Raw genomic sequence first — 15,310 nt, 5'->3', positions numbered from 1 at the left:
GGGGGCCATGTGGTGTAAGCTCGCGGTGGCGGTTAGATTTCTCTGTAACGTTACAGGGTGACCATATTCAATGTCCCTGGAAAAATTCAAGATTATGGAGCTGTCTGGCACTATACATGCTTGACGATTGGCAGTGTGGACCGTCTAATAATAACAAGTGCATGAAACTAACACGCACAAAACCAGACAACGACTGTGGATTTAATCGAGGCATTCGTCTCCGTTTTTCCAAATATGTAATTGATGGTGCGACTTCAACCAGTTGCTCCATACGTGGTTTCACGTTGGTCGAACTCATGGTGGCCTTATCCATCTCAGTCATGTTGGTCTTGGCCATTGTGAACGGGTATGCCATTGTCACCAAGCGTGCCGAATGGAGCTGTTACTGCATCGCGGCGCAATCCTTGGCGCAACAGCGCATGGAGCAGACCAGGGCGGCCAAGTGGGACCCCGCTTCCAGCCCGCCGGGTGATGAACTGACGGCGGCAAAATACCCGATGAAAGTGGACATTCTCGACATACCCCAAAGCGGCACCAATATCGTTTATGCCACCAACTTTACGACCATTTCAACCATCGCCAGTAACCCGCCATTACGTTGCATTCAAGTGGATTGCGTCTGGCGTTTCACCAGCACGCAACGCCTGTTCACCAACACCGTCGTCACTTATCGCAGCCCGGACAACCAATGAACGCCGCCTTGAACAAATCGGCACACCGGCACCCCGCGCTCAGGGCTTTCACCTTGGTTGAGCTGCTGGTCACCTTAGGGTTGCTCTCCATGATCATGATTGGCATCACCTACGGGCATATCATGGGGCTGAAACTTTATGAGCTGGTAAAGGCCAAAATTACGGCGGCGGAAATGTCACGGCGGACATTAAATGATCTGGTTGCGGACGTGCGGGTCGCGAAAAGCATCCAGGTTGGAGATGGGGATTCGACCACGTTCACGGAAAAGCCCCCGGATGGCCGTCAGGAGGGAGGAGCCATCCAAGTCTATTTCGATGTGCTCAAATCGAATTATACCCGGTACTACCTGAATACCAACACTTCACGGTTGTTCAAGTTGCCCTCAAGCAGCACGCAACCAGAACTCATTGCGGAATGTATCACCAATCGGGTTATCTTCGCAGTGGAGGATAGCCAGGGCAACGTCATCACGAATAGCCGCAACAACTGTGTGGTCAGTCTGACCCTGCAGTTTTATCAAATCCAGTACCCGATCACCGTAATCCGGCCAGGCGCTTATTACGATTTTTTCCAACTCCGCACCAAGATCACGCGCCGCATGCATGAATAAATCATGAGGCTCATTTCAACCACCACGCCCGCCAAAACCGGTTATGCGCTGGTCATCGTGCTCGTTTTTTTAAGCGTTACGATCATCCTGCTTACCGGCGCTTTACGGGTTAGCTCCACCAGCGTGCAGTTGACCGCGCGGAACGTGCAATATACCCGCACCCTCTATGCTGCCGAGGCCGCCACGGAAAAGGTGGTGGGCCGCATCACTTATGATTTTAAGGGAGCGGATCCGGTGAATGTGTATAATCATCTGGCGGAGTATCGCTTACTGATTCCTGCGAGCGCTGAAAAACAGCTCTGGAGCAACTACACGTTTGGCGATGATGTTGGCACGCGCGGGTGTAATTCCGTCAGCAATACCGCCACGTGGAAATATGCCGCTCTTGAATCGCAGTATATCGGCCTGTACGGGCTGGCTGCCAAGTACCGGGTTACCTCCCATGCGCGCGAAACGAACGCCCCGTTCGACATGACGGCCTCGGTGCAACAGGATATACAGATCGCCACCATACCCCTCTTTCAATTTGCCATCTTCTACGGGATGGATATGGAGATCAGTTGCGGTCAGCAGTTTAATGTGACCGGGCGGGTTCATTCCAACGGAAAGCTGTACGTCGAGCCGGACAGCACCCTGACCTTCTTTAGCGATGTCACTGCTGTCGGTGATATTCTTTTCCAACGCGCCCCGGGGGACAGCCGCACTGCCCCGGTTGGTTCGGTGAGCTACCAAGCGGACCGGGACGGGATGGTCACCAGCCTGAACTTGCCCATTGGCACCAACAATACCTCGGAGGCCGTGCGGGCTTTGTTGGATCCGCCCCCCACTGGGGAGGACTCGACGTCCCTGATGGGGCAACAGCGCTATTATAATAAATCCGATTTAATTTTGCGGGTTACCGACAATATTCAAATCAATTATTCGTATGCAACCAACTACACCTACACCAGTAATAAGGTGGGCTCGGTATGGAAATGCACATCCACCAACACGACCATCGTAACGAACAGTACCAGCATAACCAATGTGCTGATCAGCGGCACCAGCGGCTTGTATAATAACTTCGGCTTAGATATTCCCACCAACTACCTAACCTCCTTTGTTTCCCTGCAAAGCCAGTTTTACGACGCGCGTGAGGGTAAAACGGTCAGGCCGGTTAATCTGGATATTGGCAGATTGGCGACCAATTCCGCGTTAACAACCTATTTGGGACGCAGTGTCAGAACCCTTTATGTGGATGATGACCGGTCGGTCAGCTTGAACACCAACACCGATCTGGCAGCCGTGCGCTTGACAAATGGCACCAGCCTGCCATCAGGCGGCTTGACGGTGGTGACGCCGTTTCCCTTGTATATCCAAGGGCATTACAATGCCCCCGTGGTGGCGGATCGCGGCACCACCAATACTTCGGGCACGCTGCCGGCGGCAGTGATCGCCGATGCCATCACCATTTTGTCTCCCACGTGGAAGGACTCATTAAGCACCGCTGCGTTGACGAGTCGGATCGCCACTAATTGCACGGTGAATGCCGCGTTTCTTTCCGGTACCGTGCCCACGACCAACTATAATACGTATAGCGGTGGTGCCGAAAACTTCCCGCGCTTTCTTGAGGGTTGGAATCCGAGTTCCGGCAAAAAAACATTCACCTATAACGGTTCGATGGTCGTCATGTTTGCCAGTCGTTACGCCTATCATCCTTGGGGACAGGCGAATATCTATGATCCACCTGCGCGCAACTGGGCGTTTGACCAGAATTTCACAGACCTTAACAAATTACCGCCGAGCACTCCGTCCGTCAGTACGCTCATCCGCGCCCAGTGGGCCATTGTGCCTCCCCGTCGCCCTGGGAATTGAGGGCACAGCGCACGTTCTGTAAACTGGTCCGGTTCACCATTCCAACCTGCCGTTCTCTTGCGTGATGATGGGCAACGCATTCATGGCTGCCGGATTGGGGATTCGACCGGCGGGTGGTCCGGCAAATCCACTTGAATGGTGGTGCCGTGATTGAGGCGGCTCGACAAGGAGAAATGACCGCCATGCAGCGCGACAATTTTTTGGCTGATCGCCAGGCCCAAACCGGCGCCGCGCTGGTTGTTGCCGGTATTTTTGGTGCTGAAATAGGGACGCCCAACCAATTTCAGGTTTTCGGACTGAATGCCCTCGCCGTGATCCGTGAGGGTCAGGCGGAACCAGCTTCGGTCGGACTGCACCCGGGGCAAAGGGGTGACCCGAATTTCAATGGTGCCACCGAGGAACGAGGCTTCGATGGCATTCAGCAACAGATTGCCCAGCAGGCGGTGCATCATGACTTCATCCACGTCCACCTGTCCGTCGGCGTGGTTTTGCACCGAGACCGTCAGGTGTTTATCCATGATGCGATCATGCACGGTTTGGATGGTTTCATGGATCAAGTCCGACCAAGTGACGCGGGTGAGCTGCAGTTGGGGGGTGCGGGCAAAAAAGCGGGCTTTTTCAATATAGGAACGAATGGATTCCATGCTGCGCCGGGCCACGGGCAGCAGATTTTCGTTCAGTTCCTGCTGGTTGGTATCCGTGCCAGCGAGTTGCAAATAGGTCCATACCGGGGTGGTGAGATTATTGAGGTCGTGGGCGATGCCACGGGACATAATGCCCAGCAGTTCAAGTTCCTCGGCGCGCAACACCTGGTTTTTCAGGCGGATTTGGTTGAGGCTCAGGCCCAGATGTTTCACCAGATCAGAGAGCAGTTGCACGTCATTTTTCGTATAAGGGTCGTCCGATTGTTTTTCACCGAGCAAGAGCAAGCCAAACGGCTCTTGGCCGGAAAAAAACGGGAAACAGAATTCGGCATCCAGCGGTTCGAGTTGACTGCGGGCCGCAGCCTGTTGGCGGGTTTCACCGGGCATGACATAGTATTGCTTGCAGACCAGGTAATCCGCTTGGGTATCGCGGAAGAAATGGAGCACCGGCGAATCCACCGTGAGTTCCGGCAGCGGCACGGATGGTTGCTCGGGATGCGCCTGGAAGCTAGTGAACGCCCGCTTGACTTCATCCAATAAAACAATGGTGTACGACTTGACCTTGATGGTATCCACAAAGAAGTGGTGCAGATCCGTCATCAGGGTTTGTTGCTCGGTGTAATAGGGGAGATTTTGAATCAGGCCGCGCACCTTTTCCTGATATTCAAACCAATCGCCCAAAAAATAGCGCTCCAGTTTTTCCTCGCCCTTGCCAAACAAACGCGGGAACAGCCACGCGGCCAAGAGGGATGACGCCAAGAGCACAGCCAGGGCGCTCATGAAAGCGAAGGGAGTGAACTGGGCGGGCGACACAAAGTACAGCAACACCAGGAGGACCAGGCCAGTGAAGAAAAGAAACCCGGTGCGCAGCAATTGCGCGGCCACACGGCTGAGGGTCAACTGGATATTCAGCAGTTGGAACTGCAACACACTGTATGCCACGATCAACGCGAAAAACAACGCGGCCGCGCTGCCCAACGGCACGACGCCGCGATCGGTGAACGGATAGGTGAACATCCCCAGAATGGGCAGAATGTCATTGACGCCGAAGGCGATGATGATGCCAATCGCGAGCAGCAGCGAGCGCAGCCGCTGGCGATACAGCAACGGCGCGGCCGCTTGCTTGCGGTACAACAACCCGAGGATGGACACCGTGAAAATGATATAGACGACGAAAAAAACGAAGAAACCGCCGCCGCCCAAGGTATAATAAGCGCCCATCTCCGGCACATTACGGACATCCTTCACAAAGTAGCCGGCCGCGTTGAGCACCAGAAACACCCCCATCATGCTGTACAATAAGATCACCAGCCGGCGGGCGGGAACCTGCGCAACCTGGAGGCAGATGTGATACAGGCTGAAGGGCAGCACAATGACGCCCATCTGGAGAAACTTCGCCCAGAACATCGCATCCGCATGCGTCTGCACGCGGAACATCATGAACACCCCCAGATTCCACACGGCCACCGAGGAGCCCCAGAGCAAAAACACCTGATTCAGCGTCTGCCGGGGATTGCGCGCAAAGACAAACAGGGCCAGCGCCAGGTTGAACCCGGCCGCCGTCAAGGGGATATACTGAAAGGAATTCACCGGGCTTGGGAATACTGCTTGAGAATCAGGGCAGCGTTTTTGCCGCCGAAACCGACGTTCAAATTCATGACCGCGCGCAATGGGAAGGGACGGGCGGTGTGCGGCACGTAATCCAAGTCGCAGCCTTCAATGGGTTCCGTCAAATTGATGGTGGGCGGGATTTCCTGGTGATGCAAACCCAGGGTGCAGATGATGGTCTCCACGGCGCCCGCCGCCGCGAGGAGATGACCGGTGACGGGTTTGGTGCTGCTGACCGCCACCCGTTTGGCATGGTTGCCGAACAGGCGTTTGATGGCGAGCGTCTCAATTTTATCATTGGCCTCGGTGGCGGTGCCGTGCGCGTTGATGTAATCAATTTCCGCCGGTAACAGTTGCGCGCGCCGCAAGGCTTTTTCCATGGCGCGATAGACGCCCACACCTTCGGGATGCTCGGCGACCGAGCTGAACGCCTCGCAACTGCGCCCGTGCGCCGCCACTTCGGCGTAAATCCGTGCGCCACGCCCCAAGGCGTGCGACAGCTCTTCCAGCACGAGAAAGCCGGCGCCCTCCGCAAGCAAAAAACCATCCCGGTTTTTGTCAAAGGGCCGCATGGAATGTTGGGGATCATCATTGCGCTTGGTGAGCAATCCCGCCGTGCTAAACCCGCACCAGAGGGGAAGCAGCAAAGGGGCCTCGGTACCGCCCGCGACCATCACATCCGCCTCATCCGTTTGGATCATGTTCAGGGCATAGCCAACCACATCGTTGCCCGAGGCACTGCCGGAGCTGTACGTCAGCGCATGACCCTGGCAGCCCAGCTCCAGCGCGATCTCGCCGCTGCCCGCGCCGCAATACGAGTTGATCAGGTGAAACGGGCTGACTTTGCGGGTGCCCTTTTGCAGCCAATCCCGGTACGCGTTGACTACGCTTTCAATGCCGCCCAAGGAACAGGCCTCGACCACGCCCACGCGGTCGGCATCCAGCTTGGACATATCCAGCCGCGCATCCCGGGCGGCAAGCATGGCGGCGCAAACGCCGTAGCGGGTTGAAAGGTCGTAGCGGCGCGCCTTCTTAACGCCGATGAGTGCGCTGGCGTCAAAATTCTGGATTTCCACACCGATTAAGCTCGCAAAGCCGGTGGTATCAAAACGAGTGATGGGCTTGGCGCCACTGATGCCGTTGCGCACATTCTGCCAAAAGGTCGCGAGGTCGCACCCGTTGGCGCTGACCACACCCATGCCGGTGACCACCACGCGGCGCGTTGGATAAGTTGAATTCATTGGGCTTGGGGAATTTTATAGGGAATGATGGCCGGGGTCCGTTCGCGATAAGTCTGATACCCCGCGCCAAATTTTGCGATCAAGGCCGCCTCTTCCATTTTCACCCGGTAATAGAGGGTGGGAAAGAAAATCAGCAGGCTGGCCAGCAAGGCCAGAGGTGCGTTCATCACTAGCGCGCCCGCGAGCATTTCCAGGATCATGGAGAAATACGTGGGATGGCGCATCCAGCGAAACGGCCCGGACTTAACGAAGGCGTGCGCCTCGCGGATTTCGATGTGCAAACTCCAGAATTCACCCAGCGCTGCAATTGCTTTGCGCCGCAAAACGAACGACGCGGTTGCGCACAGGACGCCGGGAAGGAAGGTACCCCAGCGCAAATGCTCGCCGCGATACCAATATTCAAACATGGACCCGGCCAGCAGCAACGTGCCCGCCGAAAGAAACAGGAAAAACGTCAACTTTTCCTGGACCGGCCCATCCACGCGTTTTCGTTTGGTGCCAAGTTCCTTGACGCGCAAAAGGAAAATGGCGAATCCCGCCAATGGCGGCAACCAGATCGTTACGAAAGACATACGCGGCGCATTGTGCCATCTCCCGCCCGGGCGGCAATAAAAAAGGTGAAAAACACGGTTATTGCCATCTGCTATTATTTTTATATACTCGTCGGATGGCTGCCCCATCAGAACAGGAACGGCGGACATTTCGAGATCGGTTTTGTGCACAATTCCACTGTGCGCCGCACTACTTTGAGCGGCGCGTCCTGCGCCAGTGCTTTCATCGGTACGCACAGTGGCCCTGCCGCTTCCTCTTGAACTTTTTCCCGTCGTATTTTGAGCAGGATTTGGAATTGATCGGCCTGTTGGGTCAAACGCGGCGGTTTTCAGACTGTAAAGAGCAACTGGCCATCTTCCGCGCCAAGTACAAACCGGCGGGATTTTTTCGCGGACGGCTAAAAATCCGCGCTTCCGGACGGAAAATCCTTCGTTTGGCTAAATCCGTATTCCACAGCCACGTGCTGCACCGCGCGTCCGAAGCCGACGAGTCCTGACGTGCGGAACGGCGACTGGCGAACGTCTCGTTGTTTTTCGTGTAGCAATGTCGCCGCCGCGTTATAAACATCCCGATAAATTGTAATCGCTGAAGCATTGCAATGCGGGTGGAAATGGGTATGCTACCACCATGATTGCATCTGCGATATTAGTCGTTGGCGTAATGTTGGGCGTGCTGCTGTTCCTAGCGCTCATTGTTGGCCTGTGGGTCATGGGCATTTATAACGGCCTGGTCCGCGTGCGGCAGGCGGTGAAGAATGCATGGGCGCAAATTGACGTGCAGCTCATGCGCCGCCACGACCTGATCCCCAATCTCGTGAATACCGTCAAGGGCTACGCCAGCCACGAGAAAGGAACTCTCGAAGCGGTGATCAACGCCCGCGCCAAGGCCACCAGCGTCACGCTGCCCGCCGACAAGATCAAAGCGGAAGGAGAACTCAGCTCGGCGCTGGGCCGGTTGCTGGCGGTTTCCGAGGCGTACCCCGACCTCAAGGCAAATCAGAACTTCATCGCCTTGCAGGAGGAACTCACTTCCACGGAAAACCGGATCGCGTTTGCCCGGCAGGCCTACAATGACTCCGCCACCCAACTGAATACCGCCATCCAAACTTTCCCGGCGGTGTTGATCGTGGGAATGCTAGGCTTCAAGGAAGAACCGTTCTTTGAAACGCCCGCCGCCCAGAAAGAAACGCCGACGGTGCAGTTCTAATGCAGTTCTAAATGTGCTGATCAATCAGGTGCCGCAAGACCTCGACGGTCTGCGGCAGGCGGCCCCGGGTCCCCAAGCGGAAGATGGGCGCATCCACTTTGATGGGATTTAATTTCAAGTAAGCCTTTTTTAGCAGCGGCGGCAAATCCTCCGGCACGGCGAATCGCCGAGGGATGCGATTATCCACATCGGCGTATTTCCCGCCTTGTTCCTTTTTATCGAGAATGAAGACCATGGTCAGCCGCGCCTCTTTTTCCCCGCTGGGCAGCGGGGTCAGGAATTTGCGGCCATGGACCGGGTGTTTATAGGTGACAAACCCCATCTTGCCGGCGACCTGCATGGTGTCCTCATTGATCAGCATGATGTCGTCATCCATGATGATCTCGCCCAACTCACGACTGAGCGTGCTCTTGCCGCAGTGGCCGGGCCCAATCAGCAACACGCCTTTGCGGCTCTCGGGATTTACCAGCAGACCGGTGCCGTGAACCAGATCAAACTTCCGGGTGTGAAACGCCGCGAGATAACAGGCCAATTGACGGATGATATGGCTGCCAGCCTTGCCACGGTAATGCCGGATATTGAGGAAATCCTCGTCGGCAAAAGCGCGGCGCCGCCTGCCGTAGAGGAGCGTCAGGTTAATGTCGCTGCCGTTGCCGGTTTCAAAATAGTCGTACGGCCCCAAGATGTTCCGGTTCTTCGGGTCATATAATCTGGAATCAAGCTGGAGACTGATATTCTGGCCGCCGGCATTAATATTGAATTGGTCCATAACACGATTGTCCCCGAAATGACCGAGGGCAGCGTAAGGGAAACCCGCAGCGGGTGCAATCAATTTGCGGATATCAATTTTGCGGACGCTGGCTGCCCATCCGAAATTGGGTTGATAACTGAAAAACGATTCCCGTGCCTTGACAACCTCTCCCACTGAACCTTAGTATCACCACACGTTTCCCAGTACAGAAACTTGAACAAAAGAAATTTGTGAGTACAACAGCACAAAACTCGGGCAGCCCGAAATCGGGTGGCATTTTGGAAGGCGTGACGGTGTATCACTGGCTGGTCTTCATCCTGGCCGCCTCGGGCTGGTTGTTTGACTGCATGGGCCAGCGGATTTTCATCCTGGCCCGGGAACCCGCCTTGAAGGAATTGCTGGGCGCAACGGCCTCCGATGGCGATGTCAAGAAATGGGGCGGCCTCGCCACCTGCATCCTGATGATCGGCTGGGGCACCGGCGGGTTGCTCTTCGGCATGATGAGCGATCGCTACGGGCGCGTCAAAGCCATGGTGGCGACCCTGCTAGCGTACACGATTTTCTCCGGCCTTTCCGGCCTGTCGCGCAACGGCATGGAATTCCTGATCTATCGTTTCCTGTGCGGCATGGGCGTGGGCGGCATGTTCGGGGCGGCCACCACGCTGGTGGCGGAAAGTGTGCCGGCAAAATTCCGCACTGCCGCGCTGGGCTCCATGCAGGCGCTCTCTGCCATGGGCAATATTGGCGGATCGGCGTTAAGCCTGGGCATCACTCCCGGCTTGGAGAATTATTGGGGCCATTACAGTGGTTGGCAGGTCATCTTTTTTGTAAGCGTCACCCCGGTCTTGCTGGCGATCCCGATCTTATTGGTTCTCAAAGAACCCGAGGCCTGGAAAAAAGCCAAAGCGGACGCCCAGTCCGGCAAAGCCAAACGAGTTGGATCCATCACGGACCTGTTCCGTGATCCCCGCTGGCGGCGCAGCACGTTGGTGGGCATCTGCCTGGGCGTCTCCGGCATGGTGGGCCTGTGGGGCATCGGTTTCTTCTCGCCGGAATTGGTCACCACCGCCCTGAAGAACCGCCCGTTGCATGGCGCGGATTTATTAAAGCCGGCGCAAATCTGCCAGGCCCTCAAAACCCCGGCCAACCCCGCCGTGGCGCACATCAAGAGCCTCATGACCCCGGACGTGGTGAAGCAGGTGGAGACCTCCCCGGATACCGCGTCTGCCGCCCTGTTGCAGGATTTCAACCGTTTGATCCACGATGGCAATCTTTACAATGCCGAGGCCTTCAAAGGCATTGCCTTGAAGAAAAACACGGCCAACCTGGTGATCCAGGTGCAAAAGCATTCGGCCCCGGAAAATATCAATTTCCTCAACCGGCAACTGCTGGAGCAAACTTTCCCCGGCGCGATTGACAGCCTGCAGAAGGTGATTGATAAAATGCGCGGACGCGGGACCATGCTGCAAGATGTCGGCGCCCTGCTGGGCATGTTCGCGTTCACCTTCATCGCCTCCTATTTCAACCGCCGCAAAGCGTTCCTGATCGCGTTTGTGATGTGCTTGTGCGTGGTGTCGTTTGTGTTCGCCACGTTGAAGACCGAGTCGGATATTTACTGGATGCTCCCCTTGATGGGCTTCTGCACGCTCTCGGTGTTCGCGGGGTATTCCATTTATTTCCCGGAAATTTACCCCACCCGCCTGCGCGGCACTGGCGTGGGCTTTTGCTACAACACCGTGCGTTACCTGGCCGCGCCGTTCCCGTACCTGCTCGGCCATCTCAGCACCATGTTCCCCTTCCGCACGGTCGCTGTGGCGATGTGCGGCATTTACCTGATCGGCATCGTCGCCCTCATCTGGGCGCCCGAAACCAAGGACCAGCCGCTGCCGGAAGATTAACCGCCAACCTCTATCGTTTATGCAACCGAAAGCCGATGGCATGAATTACGCCCCCAAGGGCAAGGCCAGCGCCGTGTGCAAACCAGGCGAGTTCCGCTTCGCCGCCATTGGGCTCGACCATGGCCATATTTTCGGCCAATGCAATGGATTGATTGAGGCCGGCGGCGAACTGGCGTCGGTCTATGACCCCGATCCGGCAAAGGTGGCGAATTTCTGCAAGACCTATCCCGGCGTCAAGGTGGCCGCCAGCGAAGCCGAAGTGCTGCACGATCCTTCGCTCAACCTAATCGCCAGCGCGTGTGTGCCGTGTGAACGCGGCCCACTGGGTCTGCGCGTCATGGATCACGGCAAGGATTACTTCACCGACAAACCGCCGTTCACCTCGCTGGAACAACTGGCGGCGGCCCGCCAGAAGGTGGCGGAAACCGGGCACATCTTCGCTGTCTATTACTCGGAGCGGCTGCATGTGGAAGCCGCCGTCTATGCCGGTCAACTCCTCCAGGCCGGCGCGATTGGGCGCGTGGTTCAGGTCCTGGGTTTGGGACCGCACCGCCTCAACCCGGCCACGCGTCCCCCGTGGTTCTGGGACAAAAAGAAATTCGGCGGCATCCTGTGCGACATCGGCTGCCACCAGATCGAGCAATTCCTGTACTGGACCGGAGCTAAAAGCGCACGGGTACTGCACAGCAAAGTGGGCAACTACAACTGCCCGCAATATCCCGATTTCGAGGATTTCGGTGATGCCACCTTGGTGGCGGACAACGGCGCCACCCATTACATGCGGGTGGATTGGCTCAACCCCAATGGCCTGCGAGCCTGGGGCGATGGCCGCACTGTCATCCTCGGTACCGATGGCTACATTGAGTTGCGCAAATACCTGGATGTCGCGCGTGATGCCGAGGGCGACCATGTTTATTTGGTGGATCACAAAGGCGAACATCATTTCCCCGTGCATGGGCAGGTCGGTTTCCCATTCTTCGGGCAACTCATCCTCGACTGCCTGAACCGCACGGAAAACGCCATGCCGCAAGCGCATACCTTCCTGACGATTGAACTCGCCCTGCAAGCGCAAGCCAGCGCGGTAAAAGTCAGCGGGTAATACCCTGCACCTTGATTGGCGCATTGGAACCGTCAGCCATAAACGCTTCCGCATTGGCCTGCCCGCCATTACGGGAAAAAGCAAATCTATTGCACTTTTTGCCCGTTTAGTTTCACGGTTTTTCCGGTCAGGCTTGGGTTGGTGGCAAACTCCACTTTCACGCCCTCCGGCGCGGTGCAGGTGATGTCGAGGGCCTTATCACTTTGCAGTTTCCAGGAGACAGTCAGGGGGCCTTTGATGGTTGCCACTGTGCCGCGCGCCCAGGTCAGATTGCCGATGCGCGGACTTAGCGCCACCGTTTGCGCGGCGGGTGCAGTGGGTTTGATGCCCAGCACGATGCGGTTCAGGAAAAAGCTGGGGGCCGAGGACCACGCGTGGCAGTGGCTGCGCGTCGGGAAACCGCCTGAACCGGTGGTGCCGCTTGGAAAGCTCTCCCATACCGTCGTGGCGCCGCTTTCCAGCATCGGCAGGTAGTTGCGATAAATTTCCTCTACGATCCGGTCTTCCAACCCCAGTTTCTCCAGTGTCTCCAGTTCATACAGCGCTGCAAAGGGCGAACCCACCCGCACCATCTTTTCCGGCGGTGCAATCAAATTATTGCGTGCGGCATCGAGATTCGCGGGTTCGATAATATCATATAAAATCGCGAGGAAACTGGTATGTTGGCTGGTCATGGTGCTCACCGTGCCATCGTCATGAACGCTGTCCACGTAGGCTTTCTTCGGCGTGTCCCATAATTTGTTCACGCCGCGAACCAAGCGGGCGCGAAGCTGCTTGAGCCAGGCATCGTGCGTTGTGTCTCCCAGCGTCTCGGCGTCTTTGCGTGCGGCGTCAATCGCGCCAATCATGAGCATCGTGTTGTACGTCACCGTCTTGTGGCCGGCATCCATTTTGGTCCAATCGAAGAAATTCCAGAACGGCCCGCTAAACAGGTCCTGGGCGTTGACGTATTTCTCCGCGCCCTTCAGGTTGCGGATGACATCCGGATATGCCTGGCGCAGGAACACTTTGTCGCCGGTGTACCAGTAATAGTCCCAGGTGGAAATACCCCAGAGGAAACTCCAAGCCGGGATCAGCACATCCCAGCAGGACGGCGTCTGGCATCCGGCAAACGGATAATGTTCCAGCGATTGTCCCGTGATCTGAATGCAGCGGCGGCCAATGTCTGTGGCTCCAAACACCGGGTACGCCAGCAACGATTCGTTGCGGGCATCCCCCACCCAATGCGTTTGTTCGTAGAGCGGGCAGTCCGTGAACGTATCTTCCATGCACAACTTCAACGTGCGCGTCGAGATCGCCCAAATGTTGTCGAGCCGCGCATCGCTGCACGAGAAGTTACCGACGGCGTTCACCGGGTAAGTGGATTCGATCAGGCCGAAATGGCGAATCTGTACCGGCCCGCGCTGATTGCGCAGCGTCATGAACACATAACGTCCCGAGCGGCGCTTGAGGGAGGTGAATTGATTCACGCCTTCGCGGGTGATGTAGCGCATGCCATTGCGGTTGCCCATGGCGAATTGCAGGCGACCCTCAGGCGTGATGTATTCCATCCCACAGATATCCACCACGGTGCCTGCTGGGGCTGTCAGGTCAAACGTGTAATACCCGCAGTTCTGTTCACCCAAGTCATACATCAGTTCCACATCGCCATCGGGCGCAGGTTGTACCGTGGTGATTTCTGGAGTTTGATGCATCAGGGCGGCAGGGTCTTTGACCAGTGTTGCCGCGTCCCGTACCACCTGCCGGTTCACAAATTGCCAGTAGAAATCCTGCGGAAACATGGCTTCGGACGCCATGACTTGCGCTTTGGCGGCTAGATTGGCGGCAAACTCCGTTGGATTTTTGATTTCGCGCAACAGTTTATCAGTGGTCTCCTGATACTTCGTGATCAAACCGGAAACGCGGACGTCCTCCTGGATGAATCGGCCATGCATCAGGTCGTTCGTCGCAAACACATATTCCGGCAGCGGAATGAAACACCACGGGTTTTCGTGTTTTGCATCCAGCGGATTCACCAGCTTGAATCCGCGCGGATTCATGAACCGCACCGCCTTATCCTTGTCGTGTCCCACGACGCTGCGGATAAAGGCCAGCACCAGATGTTTGCCCGGCGCGAGTTTGATCTCTTTGTTCCCCGCTGCCTGGCCGTTGACCGCCAGTTTCATGCCTTCCAACTGCACGTTGAGCGTGCAGCCTTGTTCCGTTTCCAGGATGGCCGCCATGCCGCACGGGCCGCTGGCGTTGTGGTTGGCCTCGATCAACCCTGGCTGCATCAGCCGCACGGGGGACAACGTGTAGTTCCAACCATCGGCTTTGACCACCTTGGCGCCGCCAAACGTTTTGAATGCGAACGGCTGGCGGGTCATCAGCGCCACATCGCGCGGGTTTAACCCTTTCCATGGGCCACCCTCCGCCGGGAACAATTCCCGGGCCTTGCTGTACTTCAAATCATTGGCCAGCCGGGCGTCATAGATTTCCACTGGCTCCATTTGGATGCTGATCTTGGGGGTGTTGACCACCCAGGCTTTGGCATCGGCGATTTCCCAAGAACCATCGGTGATAAATCGTTTGGCCTGACCGTCCGCCTGCGTCACATCCAATTGCGCCAGCAACCCGGCCTGTTGTGGAACCTTGTGAAAATCCCCGACCCCGAAATAGCGCGCGATGATCAGAATGTCATTCGCCCCCTCTTGTAAATAAGCGCCGACATCCAGCACGTCGTACTGGTAATGCTCGGGCCAACTGCGGCAGGGACCGTCATTCACCCAGCGGCCATTGATGAAGAGCCGGTACCAGCTATCGGCCGTCACGCGCAGCGTGCCCTGCGTTGGCCGGCTCACCTTGACGGTTTTACGGGCCAGCACCGTCTGATTATAACCGTGATAATCCGACTGGGCATGCCAGATCCACTTGGCGGAAAGTTTTTCCGTTGTTGCCGAAGTGCCATCCGCCACCGCCCTTTGGACAAGCGGCGTAGTGGCAAACAAACTGGCACATATAATCACATACTGTGTAAATGATGTTTTCATAATCCAAACGCTTTCTGGAGATGATTTTACCCCCTGCCGCGTCATTAGCCAAGCAGAAGTGCAGGATTCGGGTAATGCGTCAGTGACGGCGGGAACGGCAGGGTTTTCATAAAAACACAAAAAAT

11 protein-coding genes are annotated in these 15,310 nt (G+C 56.6%); 6 read left to right on the top strand and 5 right to left on the bottom strand.

Annotated elements, in window-relative coordinates; genetic code table 11:
- Positions 1–161: 161 nt before the first annotated feature.
- From WCO56_11535 to WCO56_11525, 3 genes are read left to right on the top strand one after another with little or no spacing between them, the layout of a single operon-like run.
- A complete protein-coding gene (locus WCO56_11535; GenBank protein MEI7730197.1) occupies positions 162–692 on the top strand; it encodes a prepilin-type N-terminal cleavage/methylation domain-containing protein in 531 nt (176 codons plus the stop codon).
- Complete coding sequence (locus WCO56_11530; GenBank protein ID MEI7730196.1) at positions 689–1,303, top strand: prepilin-type N-terminal cleavage/methylation domain-containing protein; 615 nt, start codon at positions 689–691, stop codon at positions 1,301–1,303. Before WCO56_11535 ends, WCO56_11530 begins: the two co-directional genes overlap by 4 nt.
- 3 nt (positions 1,304–1,306) lie before the next feature.
- Positions 1,307–3,157, top strand: a complete 1,851-nt coding sequence (locus tag WCO56_11525; GenBank protein MEI7730195.1) for a hypothetical protein — start codon at positions 1,307–1,309, stop codon at positions 3,155–3,157.
- An 80-nt stretch (positions 3,158–3,237) separates the two neighbouring features.
- On the opposite strand, the gene WCO56_11520 is transcribed toward WCO56_11525, so the two are convergent.
- The 3 genes from WCO56_11520 to WCO56_11510 are packed head-to-tail and all read right to left on the bottom strand — an operon-like array spanning position 3,238 to position 7,222.
- Positions 3,238–5,391 (bottom strand): ATP-binding protein, encoded by a 2,154-nt coding sequence (locus tag WCO56_11520; protein ID MEI7730194.1) that lies wholly within the window; start codon positions 5,389–5,391, stop codon positions 3,238–3,240.
- Positions 5,388–6,650, bottom strand: a complete 1,263-nt coding sequence (locus WCO56_11515; GenBank protein MEI7730193.1) for a beta-ketoacyl-[acyl-carrier-protein] synthase family protein — start codon at positions 6,648–6,650, stop codon at positions 5,388–5,390. The genes WCO56_11520 and WCO56_11515 overlap by 4 nt, the downstream gene beginning before the upstream one ends.
- Positions 6,647–7,222, bottom strand: a complete 576-nt coding sequence (locus WCO56_11510; protein ID MEI7730192.1) for an isoprenylcysteine carboxylmethyltransferase family protein — start codon at positions 7,220–7,222, stop codon at positions 6,647–6,649. Before WCO56_11510 ends, WCO56_11515 begins: the two co-directional genes overlap by 4 nt.
- Positions 7,223–7,829: 607 nt before the next feature.
- Here WCO56_11510 and WCO56_11505 point away from each other — a divergent pair.
- Complete coding sequence (locus WCO56_11505; protein MEI7730191.1) at positions 7,830–8,408, top strand: LemA family protein; 579 nt, start codon at positions 7,830–7,832, stop codon at positions 8,406–8,408.
- 7 nt (positions 8,409–8,415) lie between these two features.
- On the opposite strand, the gene WCO56_11500 is transcribed toward WCO56_11505, so the two are convergent.
- The gene (locus WCO56_11500; GenBank protein MEI7730190.1) at positions 8,416–9,177 is read right to left on the bottom strand and encodes a hypothetical protein; all 762 of its coding nucleotides are present in this window, start codon (positions 9,175–9,177) and stop codon (positions 8,416–8,418) included.
- A gap of 212 nt (positions 9,178–9,389) precedes the next feature.
- Here WCO56_11500 and WCO56_11495 point away from each other — a divergent pair, with 212 nt between their 5' ends.
- Both WCO56_11495 and WCO56_11490 read left to right on the top strand, forming a co-directional pair.
- Positions 9,390–11,057: an MFS transporter gene (locus tag WCO56_11495; GenBank protein ID MEI7730189.1), complete on the top strand. Its 1,668-nt coding sequence runs from the start codon at positions 9,390–9,392 to the stop codon at positions 11,055–11,057.
- A gap of 19 nt (positions 11,058–11,076) precedes the next feature.
- Positions 11,077–12,156, top strand: a complete 1,080-nt coding sequence (locus WCO56_11490) for a Gfo/Idh/MocA family oxidoreductase (GenBank protein MEI7730188.1) — start codon at positions 11,077–11,079, stop codon at positions 12,154–12,156.
- An 86-nt stretch (positions 12,157–12,242) separates the two neighbouring features.
- Here the strand turns inward: WCO56_11490 and WCO56_11485 are convergent, their stop codons facing one another.
- The gene (locus WCO56_11485) at positions 12,243–15,185 is read right to left on the bottom strand and encodes an alpha-L-rhamnosidase N-terminal domain-containing protein (GenBank protein MEI7730187.1); all 2,943 of its coding nucleotides are present in this window, start codon (positions 15,183–15,185) and stop codon (positions 12,243–12,245) included.
- Between the last annotated feature and the right edge of the window lie 125 nt (positions 15,186–15,310).

The organism is Verrucomicrobiota bacterium (assembly GCA_037139415.1).
Taxonomy (GTDB): Bacteria; Verrucomicrobiota; Verrucomicrobiia; order Limisphaerales; family Fontisphaeraceae; genus JBAXGN01.
This window is presented reverse-complemented; position numbering and strand designations above follow the sequence as displayed.

Excerpts from the sequence above, each read along its gene's own strand:
- WCO56_11530 (MEI7730196.1), top strand. The coding sequence starts at position 689 with ATGAACGCCGCCTTGAACAAATCGGCACACCGGCACCCCGCGCTCAGG.
- WCO56_11525 (MEI7730195.1), top strand. The coding sequence starts at position 1,307 with ATGAGGCTCATTTCAACCACCACGCCCGCCAAAACCGGTTATGCGCTG.
- WCO56_11535 (MEI7730197.1), top strand. The coding sequence starts at position 162 with ATGAAACTAACACGCACAAAACCAGACAACGACTGTGGATTTAATCGA.
- WCO56_11500 (MEI7730190.1), bottom strand. The coding sequence starts at position 9,177 with ATGGACCAATTCAATATTAATGCCGGCGGCCAGAATATCAGTCTCCAG.
- WCO56_11510 (MEI7730192.1), bottom strand. The coding sequence starts at position 7,222 with ATGTCTTTCGTAACGATCTGGTTGCCGCCATTGGCGGGATTCGCCATT.
- WCO56_11490 (MEI7730188.1), top strand. The coding sequence starts at position 11,077 with ATGCAACCGAAAGCCGATGGCATGAATTACGCCCCCAAGGGCAAGGCC.
- WCO56_11505 (MEI7730191.1), top strand. The coding sequence starts at position 7,830 with ATGATTGCATCTGCGATATTAGTCGTTGGCGTAATGTTGGGCGTGCTG.
- WCO56_11485 (MEI7730187.1), bottom strand. The coding sequence starts at position 15,185 with ATGAAAACATCATTTACACAGTATGTGATTATATGTGCCAGTTTGTTT.
- WCO56_11515 (MEI7730193.1), bottom strand. The coding sequence starts at position 6,650 with ATGAATTCAACTTATCCAACGCGCCGCGTGGTGGTCACCGGCATGGGT.